Below are 15,458 nucleotides of genomic sequence, written 5' to 3'. Positions count from 1 at the left end.
GTGGTGCGATGTACGCAGTTCCATTGTGGGAGCCTGTTCGCGATGGGTTAGCGGGCGCCGCGATTTGTCAGGCTGCCCCCGCCAACAAATGCCGAATCCGAATCGGCACCCCATCGGTCTGCAACTGCCGCACACGCGCTTCGATCTTGAGCTCGCCACGGGTGACCCGGCCGTGATGACGCAGGTGCTCCAGCCACGATTCCTCGAAGAAGAATTCGACCCATAAGTCCGGGTCGGCACTGTCACGCATCAACCCCCACGACAACGCACCGTTGCGCTTGCGCATGGCTTCCAGTGCCCGTGCGGCTTGCTGAAAAGCTTCGACCTTGCCCGGTTCGACGTGGTACTCGACCGTGACCATCACCGGCCCGCTGTCGCGGTCCAGGGCATCACTGAGCAGCGGCGTTGGCCAGTGCAGGGAGGGCGTCAGTTCCTCAACCTCGGTGCTGGGTAGTGCCACCTTGATGGTCAGCAGCGTACAGAGGGCCAGGCCCCCGGCCGCCAGCAGCAGGCTGAGGGTAATCGAGGCGTGACTCGCGAGGCTGCCCCACAGCAGGCTGCCCGCCGCCATGGCACCGAAAAACACCAGGATGTACACCGACAATGCCCGCGCCCGCACCCAGGCCGGCACCGAGGTTTGCGCCGCCACTTGCAGGTTCGATAGCACGGCAATCCATGCCGCGCCGCTGAGCAGCATCGCCGGCAGCAGCGCGTAGAAATTGCGCGTCAATGCCAGGGCCAGCAGAAACAGCGCGTACAACAGGCTGGCCACCGCCACCAGGCGATCGCGGCTGATCTTTTCCCGTAGGCGTGGCAGCAAGGTCGCGCCACCGACTGCACCGATGCCGATGGCCGCCAGTAACATGCCGAAATCGGCTGCACTGCCGTGCATTTCACCGCGCACGATCAGCGGCAGCAGGGACATGCCGGCGCTGGCGCAGAAGAAAAACGCCAGGGCGCGGATCAACACCGCTTGCAAAGGTTTGGAACTGCGGGCGAAGCGCAGCCCGGTTCGGATGGCGCCGACAAATCGCTCGGCGGGCAGCAGCGGCTCCTGTACCTGCCGTTTCCACAACAGCAGCACCACAATCACGCCGGCGAACGATACGGCGTTGAGGGCGAAGGTCAGCCAGGGGCCGACCAGGCTCACCAGCACGCCCGCCAGCGCCGGGCCGACCGCACGCGATACGTTGATGCCGACGCTGGAAATCGCCACCGCATTGGACAGTTCGTCCTTGCCCACCAGTTCCGGCGTCAGCGCACTCCACGCGGGCATCATCAGCGCGGTGCCGATGCCCAGCGCCAGTGTCAGTATCAATAGCAGCGTGACGTTCATCATGCCGAACAGGGTCAGCAGCGCCAGGGTCAGGGCGACCGCCGACATCCACAACTGCACCAGCAACAGGTAACGACGCTTGTCGACGATGTCCGCTGCCGCGCCAGCGGGCAGGGCGAGGAAGAACATCGGCAGTGAGCCGGCCACCTGGATCAAGGCCACGTGCAGCGGGCTGGCGGATAACGTGGTCATCAACCAGCCGGCACCCACCTCGTGCATCCAGGTGCCGATGTTGGAAGCGATGGTGGCGATCCACAGCATGCGGAAGGTGGTGTTGCGCAGGGGGCTCCAGGCGCCTGAGGTTGCAGTGCTCATATCAGAAGGTGCCTTTGAGTGGGTATTCGATGATGACGTAAATGCGGTCGATGTCATCGCCAGCCTGGGCGCTGTTGGCGCGGTGACTGACATGGGACAGCGACAGGTTCAGCCCCTTGGCGCTGCCGGACTGCACGGTGTATTTGAGGTCGATGTCACGCTCCCAGTGCCTGCCGCCCTTGCCTTGTTGGGGCGTGAAGCGATCATCGCCCGGATCGAAAGGATTGTAGGCGCCACCTTGTGGCGCGTGGGTGCCGTCGATGCCGCTGCCACTGACATAGCGCGCCATCAGCTTCAGGCCGGGGATGCTGAAAGTGGCCATGTCGAGGTCGTAGCGCAGTTGCCAGGAGCGTTCGCCCGGGCCGTTGAAGTCCGCGTACTTGATGGAGTTGGCGAGGTAGATGGAGTCGCCGCCGACGAAGTCGAATGGCGTGTCGCCTTCGATCTTTTGCCAGGCCAGGGTCACCGCCTGGGCGCCGAAGTTGTATCGGGTCGCCACGCTGTAGGCCAGGGTGTCAATGGCGCCGGCACTGGCATTGCCTGTGTCGCGGGTCTGGTACAGGTTGCCGTCCAGCTTCCAGTTACCCTCGCGTGCATTGAGGTTCAGGTAGGCTTGGCGCCAGGTGTCTTGCAGTTGCGAGGCAAACAGCGAGCCGCCGAACGGACCGTCGGGAGCGTAGGTAGCGCCGGCCAGGCTGATGGCGTGGCCGTCGGTGTTGGCGCCGTAGCCGTCAAAATCCTCGAGGCTCGAACTGCTGTCCTGGTTGCTGAACGCAGTGAAGCGTCCAGCTTGCAGGCGCCAGTCCGGCAGGTCGGTGTTTTCCAGCAACCATCCCGTGGCGTACTCCGGGCGCAAGCGTTTGTCGGCGGTGTCGAACACCGGGGTTTCGACGGTCATCTCGCCGTAGCGCAGCAGGGTGTTGCCCATGCGCAGCTTGAGTGCCGCACCGGCGCTGGAGTAATCGGACTCGGCGCGTCCATCGCTGTCACGGGGCAACAAGCCGGTCCCGGCGTGGCCACGGCCCCCGTCGAGCTTGAGGCCGACAAAACCGTGGGCGTCGAGGCCCAGGCCAATCGTGCCTTCGGTGAAACCGGAACGGACATCGCCGATGAAACCCTGGGCCCATTCCTGGCGGTAGTTTTGTCCGCTGGCGGAGGGTGAGCGGAAATCGCTGTGCAGGAAATAATTGCGACTGAGCAGCGACCAGCCAGGCTCGTCATCGGCATGGCTCAGGGTTGGGGTGATGATCGCAGCGGTGGCGAGCAAGGCGCGGGATGACCCACGTATCAAGGCAGTCATGGGCGCTCCGGCGTATAGGAGCCGCCACTGTAGCGCCGCGTCGAGGCCTGGGATTGTGTCGGTGTGCTGGATCAGGAACCGGGGCTGGGCGGCGCCGGTTTCACGCCATGTCGCTGATGCAGAACTCTTCGGCCAGATGATCGATCAGCGAGCGCACCGACGGCAGCAAACCGCGCCGCGACGGGAAGATCGCATGGACAATGCCGCAACGCGGGTGCCAGCCCGGCAGCAGCTCCACCAGCCGCCCCTCCGCCAGATCGTCACGTACCGCCACGCGCGGCAGGTGCGCGATACCCACGCCGGCCACCACGAAATGACGCAGCGCGAACAGGTCATCGGTGACCATCCGCGGTGTGTGCGCGACGACCAGGCTGTGGCTCATGTCTTCGCCCTGGATCAGCTCCCACTGGTACTCGCGCTGGGCACTGCCCCAATGCACGCTGGGCAACTGGCTCAGAACCTGCGGATCGAACCCTGGCGGCAGTTGCTGCAAAAAACTGGGGTGGCCGACCAGGCATTGCGTGCTGTTGCCCAGCACCTTCATCACCATGTCGGTGTTTTCCAATGGCGGAAAGCGCACGCGCAGGGCGACGTCGATGCCTTCGTGCAACAGATCGACGCGGCGGTTGGTACTCTCGATGAACAGCTCTACCTGGGGATATTTGAGCATGAAGCGCGAGAGCATCGGCCCGACCCAGAAGTTCAACAGGGTGGTCGGGCAGCTGATGCGCACCAGCCCACGGGGTTCGCTGCGATTGCGCTCGATGATCTCGGCGGCGCCCTCGGCTTCCACACGCATGGCCAGGCAGCGCTGATAATAGGCCTGGCCGACTTCGGTCAGCGAGCAATGGCGGCTGGTGCGGTGCAACAAGCGCACGCCCAGGCGCTCCTCAAGATCGGCAATGCGTCGGCTGAGTTTCGACTTGGGCATGTCGAGCGCCCGCCCGGCGGGGGCGAAGCCGCCGTGCTCGACCACTTGGGTGAAGTAGTAGAGGGAGTTGAGGTCTTCCAATGATCGTTCTCCGGCTGGCGGCGCAATTACTCGGTGCTGCCGAGTCCTTGCCAGTGTTTGAGGCCAATGAAGATAAAACGCAGTTGCTGGGTCATCTTGGCTTGCGGCGTCAGGTGCTCGGGCAGCGCCTCGGCCGGTGGGTCGATGACGTCGGGCAGGGTGGCAAACACACTTTTAACGACCAGGTCGGCGATGACGCTCAGGGCCGCGCTGTCCAGGTGATGCAACTTGGGCATCAACCCCAGATCGGCAGCCAGGTCGGAGCTGATGTCTTCGCGCAAGCGGCCGATGGCCTGGCGTACCGGCAATGAACCGCCGTACTGCTCGCGGGCGAGAAACAAAAATTGTGAGCGATTGGCCGACACCACATCGAGAAAGATCCGCACCGAGGCGTCGATGATGCCGCCCATGACAAATTCGTTGTGGCGTACCAGGCGAATGGTTTCGCGGAAGGTCTGGCCGACTTCACTGACCAGCACCAGGCCCAATTCGTCCATATCGGCGAAATGCCGGTAGAAACCTGTTGGGACTATCCCGGCGGTTTTCGCCACTTCGCGCAGGCTCAGGCTGCCGAATCCACGGCCGCTCTCCATCAAATGACGGGCCGCGTCCATCAGGGCGTTGCGGGTTTGTTGTTTCTGTTCGGCGCGGGGCAGCATCGCAAGGGCGTTTTTTCTGGACAGGACAGCGACGCACTCTAGCAAATCGGCTTTGCCGGCGTCGAACGATCAGGCGGGGAAAGGAGCTGCCATAAAAGTCAAAAGCCCAATCCGGGGATTGGGCTTTTTTTCAAGGCCGTCATGGCCTTAGCTCAAGCGGGCATTGCGTTCGATAACACGGTCACCACCACCTTCGGCGAGTGTTTGACCCAGAGGAGTGCGGTCGGAACCATCAGCAGCGAGGGTTTGGCCCAGAGGAGTGCGGTCGGAACCATCAGCAGCCAGGGTTTGGCCCAGTGGAGTGCGGTCGGAACCATCAGCAGCGAGGGTTTGGCCCAGTGGAGTGCGGTCGGAACCGTCAGCAGCCAGGGTTTGGCCCAGTGGGGTGCGGTCGGAACCGTCAGCAGCCAGGGTTTGGCCCAGTGGGGTGCGATCGGAACCATCGGCAGCCAGGGTTTGACCTTGTGGGGTACGATCCGAACCGTCCTGAGTGATCAGGCCTTTTTCTTTCAGGCGATCGTTACCACCTTCAGCCAGGGTCTGGCCTTGTGGAGTACGGTCGGAACCATCAGCGGCAACCGTCTGGCTGAACACCGAGGTGGCGGCTTTGACTTGTGGGGTGGCCTGTTCTGCGGCTGGCAGGGCGAAAGCGGTGCTGGCCAGCATTGAGAGTGTAAGGCTAAGCAGTAATTGGCGTTTCATGATCGGGGTGCTCCGTGGCAAGGCAACAATTTGGGTACGAGGTCAATGTTACCCTCGATAAATCGATATAAAAGTTCATAAGCGCAATGGTAATAATCAACGGAATTGATTGTTCCATGCGAAGGCTCTAAACCGGGCCTTTCAGCGCGGTGTTTTTGCACTGATGTGGGTATTTTCAACTCACATTCGCCGCACAACAGTGCGGGAGCGGTAACACTGGCTGACGGGCGCAGGTTGATCCGGGCCGATTATTTGAACGTTAAGCCGCATTTCGGTTAAACCTGCGGGCGGTTTTCCAGTCGTACATTCCATGCAGGCCGATCTGGCCTAACGTTTCACATGCGCGTCGCGGTCAGGGCGCTCAGTCGTTTTCAGGAGCTCTGTGCAATGACGCGCACCCCCAAAATCCTCGCCTGGACCTTTGCCAGCCTGGCGTTTGTACTGGCAGTACTGGTGCTGATCATCGTGTTCTTCGATTGGAACCGGATCAAACCGACCCTCAACGAGAAAGTTTCCGCAGAGCTGCATCGACCGTTTGCCATCAACGGCAACCTCGCCGTGGTCTGGCGGCGCGAGCTGGACGAGGGCGGCTGGCGCGCGTGGGTGCCGTGGCCACACGTGGTGGCCGAGGACTTGAGCCTGGGCAACCCGGATTGGTCGAAGCAGCCGCAGATGGCCACGCTCAAGCGCGTCGAGCTACGCATTTCGCCACTGGCCCTGTTGGCGCAGCGCGTGTCCATCCCGCGCATTGACTTGACCGAGCCCAATGCGCAGCTCCAGCGCCTGGCCGATGGGCGGTCGAACTGGACGTTCCAGTTCGACCCGAAAGACCCGAACGCGGAGCCGTCCAACTGGGTGGTGGACATCGGATCGATCGGTTTTGACAAAGGCCATGTCACCCTCGACGACCAGACGCTCAAAACCCAGCTCGATCTATTGATCGACCCGCTGGGCAAGCCGATCCCATTCAGCGATATCGTCGGCGACAAGGCGGCCAAAACCGCCCACGAGAAAGGCAGCGCGCCTCAGGACTACGCGTTCGCGCTCAAGGTCAAAGGCCAGTACCACGGGCAGAAACTGTCGGGTGACGGCAAAATTGGCGGGTTGCTGGCGTTACAGGACTCAACGCGACCGTTCCCGCTGCAGGCCCAGGTCGCCATTGCCGACACCCGTATCGAACTGGCCGGCACGCTGACAGACCCCCTCAACCTCGGCGCACTGGATTTGCGCCTGAAGCTGGCTGGCAGCAGTCTGGGCAACCTTTACCCGCTGACCGGCGTCACCCTGCCGGACACGCCGCCATACGCCACCGACGGCCACCTGATTGCCAAGCTGCATGAACCGGGCGGCGCGGTGTTCCGCTATGAAGCGTTCAACGGCAAGATCGGCGCCAGCGACATCCACGGCAACCTCGCCTATGTCGCCAGCCAGCCTCGGCCGAAACTCAGCGGTGCGCTGGTTTCCAATCAATTGCTGTTTGCCGACCTGGCGCCGCTCATCGGCGCCGATTCCAACGCCAAGCAAAAGGCCAGAGGCGGTGAAAGCAAGCAACCCGCGGACAAGGTACTGCCGGTTGAAGAGTTCAAGACCGAGCGCTGGGGCGACATGGACGCCGATGTCGAGTTCACCGGCAAGCGTATTGTCCACAGCGAAAAATTGCCGTTCAACGACCTCTACACCCACCTCGTGCTGACCGATGGCGTGCTCAGCCTCGAGCCGCTGCGCTTTGGCGTCGCGGGCGGCAAGCTGGACGCACAGATCCGACTCAACGGCCACACCCAGCCCCTGGAAGGTCATGCGAAACTGACCGCCCGGGGTTTCAAGCTCAAGCAACTCTTCCCAACGTTCGAACCGATGAAGACCAGTTTCGGCGAACTTAACGGCGATGCGGACATCAGCGGGCGGGGCAATTCGGTGGCGGCGCTATTGGGCACGTCCAATGGCAATCTGAAAATGCTGATCAACGATGGCGCCATCAGTCGTGAGCTGATGGAGCTGGCGGGGCTCAATGTCGGCAACTACGTGGTCGGCAAAATCTTTGGTGACAAGGAAGTGAAGATCAACTGCGCGGCGGCCGATTTCGACATCAAATCGGGCCTGACGAATACGCGATTGTTCGTGTTCGACACCGAGAACGCGATCATCTACATCGACGGCACGGCCAACATGGCGACTGAGCAACTGGACCTGACCGTGACCCCGGAATCGAAGGGCTGGCGCCTGATTTCCCTGCGTTCGCCCTTGTACGTACGTGGCAAGTTCATCAAGCCGGATGCCGGCGTGAAGGCCGTGCCATTGATGTTGCGGGGTGCGGGGATGGTCGCGCTGGGCGTAATCGCGGCGCCGGCGGCCGGGCTGCTGGCCCTGGTGGCGCCGAGCGGCGGGGAACCGAACCAGTGTGCGCCGTTGTTGCAGCAGATGAAGGCGGGGAAGGCGCCGGTCACAGTCAAACCCACCAAGTAATCGACCTGTCGTTGATACCCCGCGGTGTTCTTGCGACCATCGCGAGTAAACTCGCTCCTACAGGGGAATGCGGACCCCTGTAGGAGCGGGCTTGCCCGCGATGAGGTCTGTCAGACGCTACAAATCCTGCAGAATGTCGGCCATATCATCGGCATGCTCTTCTTCCTGAGCCAGGATGTCTTCGAAGATGCGCCGTGTGGTCGGGTCCTTCTCACCGATGTACTGAATGATCTCGCGGTAGCTATCGATGGCGATACGCTCGGCGACCAGGTCTTCATAGACCATCTCCTTGAGCGTGTTCCCGGCCACGTACTGGGCGTGGGAGTTTTTCGACAGCAAGTCCGGGTTGAACTCCGGCTCGCCGCCCAGTTGCACAATACGCTCGGCCAGTCGGTCGGCATGTTCGGCTTCTTGCTGGGCGTGTTCGAGGAATTCGTCCGCCGCGGCGTGCGCTTTCAAGCCACTGGCCATGAAATAGTGGCGCTTGTAGCGCAGCACGCACACCAACTCCGTCGCCAGCGATTCGTTGAGCAGGCGCAACACCTGCTCGCGGTCGGCACTGTAGCTTTCGGTCACCGCGCCATTCTCGACATTTTGCCGGGCACGGGCGCGAAGCGTCGTTACATCAGACAACTGCATGTCACTCATTTCGTTCTCCTGGAGGCTAATCCGGTGGGGCGTCACCTTCTGTGCAAGTGATCGCTACTTAGGGTGTGAGTCCCGCGAACGGGAAAAAGTTTGATGCAATTGGGCACTCGAAAAAGGGCCTTGGAACAGGTTTGAGTGGCGGGATGTCATAGACTGCTCATCGTGTTGTCACCTTTGTTGGTGATGCTTGGCGGACGTCTTGCATCCCGTCAGGCGACTGTTCACCGCTCACAAGGATGTCCGTCCATGTCGCAAGGTGCTGCCACGCGTTATCCGTTGGTGCTGGTTCCGGGGATGCTCGGGTTTATCCGGCTGGTGCTCTATCCGTACTGGTACGGGATTGTCGAGGCGTTGCGTCAGGGCGGGGCGACGGTGATCGCCGTGCAGGTCTCGCCGCTCAACTCCACCGAAGTGCGTGGCGAGCAGTTGCTGGCGCGAATCGACGAGATCCTGCGCGAGACCGGTGCCGAAAAGGTCAACCTGATCGGCCACAGCCAGGGCTCCCTGACCGCTCGCTACGCGGCGGCCAAACGCCCGGATCGTGTGGCTTCGGTTACCTCGGTGGCCGGGCCCAATCAGGGTTCTGAACTGGCGGACTACATTCACACCCACTATCCGGCGAACAGTGCCAAAGGTCGGCTACTGGCCGTTTTTCTGCGGTTGATCGGTGCGGTCATGGGCGTGCTGGACACCGGTTATCGCGGACCAAAATTGCCAGTGGACATCCACGCGTCCCACGAATCGCTGACCACCGCCGGCGTGGCGCTGTTCAACCAGCTTTATCCACAGGGCCTGCCCGAAACCTGGGGCGGGCACGGGGCGGAAGAGGTCAATGGCGTGCGCTACTACTCGTGGTCAGGCACTCTGCAACCGGGCAAGACCGACCGAGGGCGTAACCTGTTCGACGGCACCCACCGCAGTTGTCGGCTGTTCGCCAGGACCTTCGTGCGTGAAGCCGGGCAGTGTGATGGCATGGTCGGGCGGTATAGCTCGCATTTGGGCACGGTGATTGGCGATGCGTACCCGCTGGATCATTTCGACATCGTCAACCAGTCGCTGGGGCTGGTGGGCAAGGGGGCTGAGCCGATTCGGTTGTTTGTCGAGCATGCGGGGCGCCTGAAGGCGGCAGGGCTCTAGTCCGAGTCGCCCCCATCGCGGGCAAGCCCGCTCCCACAGGTTTTGTAGACGCAGCTAATCCCTGTGGGAGCGGGCTTGCCCGCGATGGCGTCCGCTCAGCCACCGCGACTTTTACCTCCCAACTCCGTCGTCCACCGCTCCGAAACAATCACCCCACCCAACGTCAACGCCCCACCCACCAGGTGATACAGCGCCAACTGCTCACGCAACACCACCGCCGCAATCAACGCGGTAATCACCGGCAGCAGGTTGAAAAACAACACGGTCCGGCTCGGCCCCAAACGGACCACCGCCTGCATCCACAACAGCGGAGCGATCATCGACGCCAGCAGGCAGGCATACAACACCAGCGGAATGTTCTGCGCGGTCGGCCCGGTTTTCGCAGAAGCGGCAAACAGCGGAAACAACACCACCACGGCCACGACCACTTGCAGGTACAGCAACACCAGCGGCGGCAACCGCAGCTGCCATTTTTTCAGCAGCGTGCTGTACAGCGCGTAGGCCAGGGTAGCGATCAGCATCAGTGCGTCGCCCAGGTTCACCCCGTGTTCCAGCAGCGCCGCGAGGCTGCCGGACGACACCACCACCAGCACGCCGATCAACGACAGCACCGCACCGACCAGCGCGCCCGCCGATGGCCAGCAGGGGGTAAGCGTATTGCATCAGCACAACCAGAACGTTGGTGGCCGGCCATTATCCATAGTCTGGCGACCGGCAGGAATGTGTAACAGGCCTTGTCTACACTTCAGGGCGAGGCCGCGCGCTCCCGTGCGGCGACAGGAGAAAACTCCATGAAGATGTTGCGTGTCCCTTTGTTGATGATCGGTCTGCTGCTTTGCTCCCAAGGGTTCGCCGCCACGGCCCAGCAGACCAAGATGACCACCTGCAACGCCGACGCTACCGCCAAAAGCCTCAAGGGTGATGAGCGCAAGGCCTTCATGAGCACCTGCCTCAAGGCGGCCCCGGCGGCCAACGACGCCAAGGCCCTGACCCCGCAGCAGGAGAAAATGAAAACCTGCAATGCCGATGCGGCGACCAAGGCGCTGAAGGGCGATGAGCGCAAGGCGTTCATGAGTAGTTGCCTGAAAAAATAACAGGCGGCGGGATTTGTGGGGGCTGACAGGGCCCTTTCGCGAGCAAGTCGAATCGTCGCACCGCCGCTCCCACAATGGATCTGCGTACGCCGGACTACTGTGGGAGCGGCGGTGCGACGATTCGACTTGCTCGCGAAGGGGCCAGTATGGTCACTGCAAAAACCTACAATCCCTAGTGCTCTCCCGCGAACGCTGGCAGACTGCCAATCCTTCTACGCCGTTCGTTTTGAGGCTGTATGCCAACGTTTTCTCAACGCCAAGTCTTGCTGGTCATCAGTTGGGTGATCATCTTCGGTGGTTTGCTGCTGGTGCTGCCACTGCGCTTACTGCCCAGCCTGTTGGCGGGGTTGCTGGTTTTCGAATTGGTCAACATGCTCACGCCGCAATTGCAGCGCCTGATCGAAGGGCGGCGGGCACGCTGGCTGGCGGTGGCGTTGCTGGGAACGCTGGTAGTGAGTGTGCTGGCGCTGATCTTCGCCGGCGCCATCAGCTTCCTGCTGCACGAGGCGGAAAACCCCGGCGCGTCCCTGGATAAATTCATGCACGTGGTCGACCGCGCGCGCGGCCAGTTGCCGCCGTTCATCGACGCCTACCTGCCCGCCAGCGCCGCCGAATTTCGCGTGGCGATCGGCGACTGGCTGAGCAAGCACCTGAGCGATCTGCAACTGGTGGGCAAAGACGCGGCGCACATGTTCGTGACGCTGCTGATCGGCATGGTGCTCGGCGCGATCATCGCCTTGCAACGCATCCCGGACGTGACCAAACGCAAACCGCTGGCGGCCGCGCTGTTTGATCGACTGCACCTGCTGGTTCAGGCCTTCCGCAACATCGTGTTCGCACAGATCAAGATTTCCCTGCTCAACACCTTCTTCACCGGGATCTTCCTGGCGGTGGTGCTGCCAATGTTCGGCATCAAGCTGCCACTGACCAAGACCCTGATCGTGCTGACCTTCCTGCTCGGCCTGTTGCCGGTGATCGGCAACCTGATCTCCAACACCCTGATCACCATCGTCGGCCTGTCCCTGTCCATTTGGGTGGCCGTCGCGGCGCTGGGTTATCTGATCGTGATCCACAAGCTCGAATACTTCCTCAACGCGCGCATCGTCGGCGGGCAGATCAGTGCCAAGTCGTGGGAGTTGCTGCTGGCGATGCTGGTATTCGAAGCCGCCTTCGGCCTGCCGGGGGTAGTGGCGGGGCCGATTTATTATGCGTACTTGAAGAGTGAGCTGAAGCAGGTGGGGATGGTTTAGGGGCAGTTGGGGAGCTTTAAGCTGCAAGCTGCAAGTAGAGGCAAGAGCGGGCGTGGGTTGCTTTTGACCTTTCTTGCAGCTTGAGGCTTGCAGCTCAAGGCTGCCCCTCAACCGTACCGCTTGGCCGCCTCGATCGCCAGACCACTGCCGATGCTGCCAAAGATATTCCCTTCCACATGCCGCGCATTTGGCAGCATCGCCGCCACGCTGTTGCGCAGCGCTGGAATCCCGCTTGAACCGCCGGTGAAGAACACCGTGTCCACTTGCCCGACCTGGACATCAGCGTCATTCAACAGTTGGCCGACGCTTTCGCGCACGCGTACCAGCAGGTTATCGATGGCCGACTCGAACAGCGCCCGGGTCAGCTCCACGGCGAGGCCCGGCTCGATGCGGTCCAGGGGCACGTTGCGGCTGTCGTTGTAGGTCAGCTGGATCTTGGTTTCTTCCACTTCCATCGCCAGCCAGTGCCCGGCGCGCTGTTCGATCAGCTTGAACAGGCGGTCGATGCCGCCGGTATCCTCGATGTCGTAGCGCATGCTGCCCAGGGCCAGTTGCGACTTTTGCGAATAAACCGAGTTGATGGTGTGCCAGGTCGCCAGGTTCATGTGGTGGCTGGTGGGCATGTAGGCGCCGCTCTTCATGCGACTGCCGTAGCCGAACAGCGGCATCAGGCCTTGCAAACTCAGTTGCTTGTCGAAGTCGGTCCCGCCGATGTGCACGCCACCGGTGGCGAGGATGTCGTCCTGGCGCTGGTCGTGGCCACGACGCTCGGGTGACAGTCGCACCAGGGAGAAGTCCGATGTACCACCGCCGATGTCGACGATCAGCACCAGTTCTTCCTTCTCGATGGTCGACTCGTAGTCGAACGCCGCCGCAATCGGTTCGAACTGGAACGAGACGTCCTTGAAGCCGATCTTGCGCGCCACGTCCACCAGGGTGTCCTCGGCTTCCTTGTCGGCGACCGGGTCCTCGTCGACGAAAAACACCGGACGACCCAGCACCACTTGCTCGAACTCGCGACCGGCGGCGGCTTCGGCGCGCTGCTTCAACTGGCCGATGAACAGCCCCAGCAGGTCCTTGAACGGCATCGCCGTGCCCAGCACGCTGGTGTCGTGCTTGATCAGCTTGGAACCCAGCAGGCTCTTGAGCGAGCGCATCAGGCGGCCTTCGTAACCTTCCAGGTACTCGTGCAGCGCCAGCCGACCGTAGACCGGGCGGCGTTCTTCGAGGTTGAAAAACACCACCGACGGCAGGGTGATCTTGTCGTCCTCCAGCGCGATCAGCGTTTCCACGCCGGGGCGCAGCCAGCCGACGGTGGAGTTGGACGTGCCAAAGTCGATACCCAAGGCACGGGCTGGAGATGCGTTTTTCATGTCTTTGCGGTTCCGGTCGAAAAAACGGCCGCGCAGTGTATGCCAGTGCGGCGCAGAATCGAAGGCCGACCATCCACTAAATCTCGCCGTTCGTGCCTTGATAAGCCGCCCCGAAGCCCCCAACTTGTCAGCATCAAGCGCGGCAGCCCGCGAACGGTCGCAAGTACCGGACGCCGCTGCCGATAAACTTCTGAAGCGCCCCCCGGTCACAATAGTGTCCCGCACTTGAGATCGGTCAACCGGCCAGCCGCAAATGCGAGCATGCTGGCCGTCATGGCGCGATATCGATAACGGATGGTGAGCCTTAGATGGACTTCAAAGACTATTACAAGATACTCGGTGTGGAACCGACCGCAGACGATAAGACGATCAAGGCCGCTTATCGCAAACTCGCGCGCAAGTACCACCCCGACGTCAGCAAGGAAAAGGACGCCGAAGCCAAGTTCAAGGATGCCTCGGAAGCCTATGAAGCGCTGAAAAGCGCCGACAAGCGCGCCGAATACGACGACCTGCGCAAATACGGCCAGCATGGCCAGCCGTTCCAGGGCCCGCCGGGTTGGCAGGGTCGCAGTAGCGGCGGTTTTGGTGGCGGCAACACGGGTGATTTTTCGGACTTCTTCAGTTCGATCTTTGGTAACCGTGGCCCCGGTTTTGGCGGTGGACAATCAGGCCGCAGCGCCGGACGACGAGGGCAAGACGTGGAAATGGAACTGGCGATTTTCCTCGAAGAGACCCTGTCCAACGAATCGAAGAAAGTCACCTTCCAGGTGCCGCAGTACAACGCGGCCGGCCAGCACGTGAGCAACACCAGCAAGAGCCTGAACGTGAAAATCCCGGCTGGTGTCACCGATGGCGAGCGCATCCGCCTCAAGGGCCAGGGCGCGCCGGGCATCGGTGGCGGTGCCAATGGCGACCTGTTCCTGATCATCCGCTTCGCGCCGCACCCAAAATTCGACGTCGAAGGCGAAAACCTGATCATCACCTTGCCGCTGGCACCGTGGGAACTGGCCTTGGGCGCCGAAGTGGCCGTGCCGACCCTGACCGGCAAGATCAACCTCAAGGTCCCGGCCGGCAGCCAGAACGGCCAGCGCATGCGCGCCAAGGGCCACGGCTTGCTGAACAAGGCCGGGCAACGCGGCTACCTGTTCGTGCAACTCAAGGCCGTGATGCCCAAGGCGTCCAGCGACGAGGTCAAGGCGCTGTGGCAGGAACTGGCGAAGAAGGCCGCCTTCAACCCGCGAGAGAACTTCTGACACCCCAGATGGAGTAGCCGACTATGAGCAGTCCCCTGATCGTTCAACTGGACATGGCAGAATTCTGCGAGGCGACCGAGCTGTCGGACGTCTACGTGATCGAAATCGTCGAACACGGCATCCTCGAACCTCAGGGCTCCGTGCCCAAGGATTGGCGTTTCACCGACTACGAGCTGACCCTGGCCAAGCGTGCCGCCAAGCTGCGGCACGACCTTGAGCTGGAATGGGAAGGGGTGGCGCTGGCACTGGACCTGCTTGAGGAGGTCCAGCAGTTGCGGGCGGAGAACCGGATGTTGAAGCAGCGGTTGGGGCGGTTGGTGGTGGAGTAGGGGCTCCCGCTGCTGGGGCGAACCAACGGAATTGATAGTCAGAGACCGCCATCGCCGGAACAATGCGATCGCGAGCAAGCTCGCTCCTACAGTGGAGCGGTGGCGTGCGCGGCTGATTCTCCCTTGTAGGAGCGGGCTTGCTCGCGATAGCGGTACACCCGGCGCCACTGTGTTACCTGATAGTGCGCGACGCCCGGTGGCATTGGAGGGCAGGTTCAATCGTCAATCCCGTCAACCACCCCTCGGGTCGAGCTGATCGAGGGCGCGGTTCACCGAGATTTCCGCGAGCATGACGATTTGCACGATGCCCAGCAGGGTGTTGCGGCCGGCGCCTGTTTCACGGTCGGCCAGGTCCAGGGTGATGACGCTGGCAGAGGCAAGTGATTCGCTGACGCTGCCCAGCAGCTCCTGGATGTGGACGTCCGGGTTGACGTTGTACATCGAGCAGGGCTTGCGGGGTTTGGCCTTGAAGTCGGCGGTGGAGGGTGGGGGTTCGCTGTCGTTTGTTTCGGGTGGATCTGGTTTGACCTTGCGCATATCTGAGAACTCTTATTGGGGCCTACACCTTTACGCCGCTAAGCAAAAAG

14 protein-coding genes and 1 pseudogene are annotated in these 15,458 nt (G+C 62.0%); 6 read left to right on the top strand and 9 right to left on the bottom strand.

What is annotated here, in order from left to right; translation table 11 throughout:
- Window positions 1–67: 67 nt before the first annotated feature.
- The 5 genes from AB4N64_RS22200 to AB4N64_RS22180 form a co-directional block, all read right to left on the bottom strand.
- Complete coding sequence (locus tag AB4N64_RS22200; RefSeq protein ID WP_460118533.1) at window positions 68–1,651, bottom strand: MFS transporter; 1,584 nt, start codon at window positions 1,649–1,651, stop codon at window positions 68–70.
- 1 nt (window position 1,652) lies between these two features.
- Entirely contained in the window at window positions 1,653–2,951 is a 1,299-nt protein-coding gene (locus AB4N64_RS22195; RefSeq protein ID WP_460118531.1) for an OprD family porin, read from the bottom strand.
- Between the two features lie 100 nt (window positions 2,952–3,051).
- Window positions 3,052–3,963: a LysR substrate-binding domain-containing protein gene (locus AB4N64_RS22190; RefSeq protein WP_460118529.1), complete on the bottom strand. Its 912-nt coding sequence runs from the start codon at window positions 3,961–3,963 to the stop codon at window positions 3,052–3,054.
- 26 nt (window positions 3,964–3,989) lie between these two features.
- Complete coding sequence (locus AB4N64_RS22185) at window positions 3,990–4,622, bottom strand: TetR family transcriptional regulator (RefSeq protein WP_460118527.1); 633 nt, start codon at window positions 4,620–4,622, stop codon at window positions 3,990–3,992.
- 147 nt (window positions 4,623–4,769) lie between these two features.
- Window positions 4,770–5,324: a hypothetical protein gene (locus AB4N64_RS22180; RefSeq protein WP_460118525.1), complete on the bottom strand. Its 555-nt coding sequence runs from the start codon at window positions 5,322–5,324 to the stop codon at window positions 4,770–4,772.
- 387 nt (window positions 5,325–5,711) lie between these two features.
- On the opposite strand from AB4N64_RS22180, the gene AB4N64_RS22175 reads away from it, so the two are divergent.
- Window positions 5,712–7,787, top strand: coding sequence for an AsmA family protein (locus AB4N64_RS22175; RefSeq protein WP_460118523.1), 2,076 nt, complete (start codon window positions 5,712–5,714; stop codon window positions 7,785–7,787).
- Between the two features lie 117 nt (window positions 7,788–7,904).
- Here the strand turns inward: AB4N64_RS22175 and AB4N64_RS22170 are convergent, their stop codons facing one another.
- Window positions 7,905–8,435, bottom strand: a complete 531-nt coding sequence (locus AB4N64_RS22170) for a ferritin-like domain-containing protein (protein ID WP_460118521.1) — start codon at window positions 8,433–8,435, stop codon at window positions 7,905–7,907.
- A gap of 246 nt (window positions 8,436–8,681) precedes the next feature.
- On the opposite strand from AB4N64_RS22170, the gene AB4N64_RS22165 reads away from it, so the two are divergent.
- Complete coding sequence (locus tag AB4N64_RS22165; protein ID WP_460118520.1) at window positions 8,682–9,572, top strand: alpha/beta fold hydrolase; 891 nt, start codon at window positions 8,682–8,684, stop codon at window positions 9,570–9,572.
- Window positions 9,573–9,667: 95 nt separating this feature from the next.
- Here the strand turns inward: AB4N64_RS22165 and AB4N64_RS22160 are convergent.
- Window positions 9,668–10,207, bottom strand: a pseudogene (locus tag AB4N64_RS22160) (DMT family transporter); the annotation flags it as partial.
- A gap of 156 nt (window positions 10,208–10,363) precedes the next feature.
- Here AB4N64_RS22160 and AB4N64_RS22155 point away from each other — a divergent pair.
- Complete coding sequence (locus AB4N64_RS22155; RefSeq protein WP_460118518.1) at window positions 10,364–10,666, top strand: PsiF family protein; 303 nt, start codon at window positions 10,364–10,366, stop codon at window positions 10,664–10,666.
- A gap of 236 nt (window positions 10,667–10,902) precedes the next feature.
- On the top strand, window positions 10,903–11,916 hold the full coding sequence (locus AB4N64_RS22150) for an AI-2E family transporter (RefSeq protein WP_460118516.1): 1,014 nt from the start codon (window positions 10,903–10,905) through the stop codon (window positions 11,914–11,916).
- Window positions 11,917–12,023: 107 nt separating this feature from the next.
- On the opposite strand, the gene AB4N64_RS22145 is transcribed toward AB4N64_RS22150, so the two are convergent.
- Window positions 12,024–13,289 carry an Hsp70 family protein gene (locus AB4N64_RS22145; RefSeq protein WP_460118514.1) on the bottom strand — a complete coding sequence of 422 codons (1,266 nt, stop codon included), beginning with the start codon at window positions 13,287–13,289 and terminating at the stop codon, window positions 12,024–12,026.
- A gap of 308 nt (window positions 13,290–13,597) precedes the next feature.
- Here AB4N64_RS22145 and AB4N64_RS22140 point away from each other — a divergent pair, with 308 nt between their 5' ends.
- Both AB4N64_RS22140 and AB4N64_RS22135 read left to right on the top strand, forming a co-directional pair.
- Window positions 13,598–14,542 (top strand): DnaJ C-terminal domain-containing protein, encoded by a 945-nt coding sequence (locus AB4N64_RS22140; protein WP_460118512.1) that lies wholly within the window; start codon window positions 13,598–13,600, stop codon window positions 14,540–14,542.
- A 23-nt stretch (window positions 14,543–14,565) separates the two neighbouring features.
- The gene (locus AB4N64_RS22135) at window positions 14,566–14,871 is read left to right on the top strand and encodes a chaperone modulator CbpM (RefSeq protein WP_460118511.1); all 306 of its coding nucleotides are present in this window, start codon (window positions 14,566–14,568) and stop codon (window positions 14,869–14,871) included.
- A 231-nt stretch (window positions 14,872–15,102) separates the two neighbouring features.
- Here the strand turns inward: AB4N64_RS22135 and AB4N64_RS22130 are convergent, their stop codons facing one another.
- Window positions 15,103–15,408 (bottom strand): DUF6124 family protein, encoded by a 306-nt coding sequence (locus AB4N64_RS22130; RefSeq protein WP_460118510.1) that lies wholly within the window; start codon window positions 15,406–15,408, stop codon window positions 15,103–15,105.
- Window positions 15,409–15,458: the final 50 nt, after the last annotated feature.

The sequence above is a fragment of the Pseudomonas sp. S2_C03 genome (genome assembly GCF_054668405.1).
Note: the sequence above shows the minus strand (reverse complement) of the source record. Positions and strands in the feature narration are given on the sequence as shown.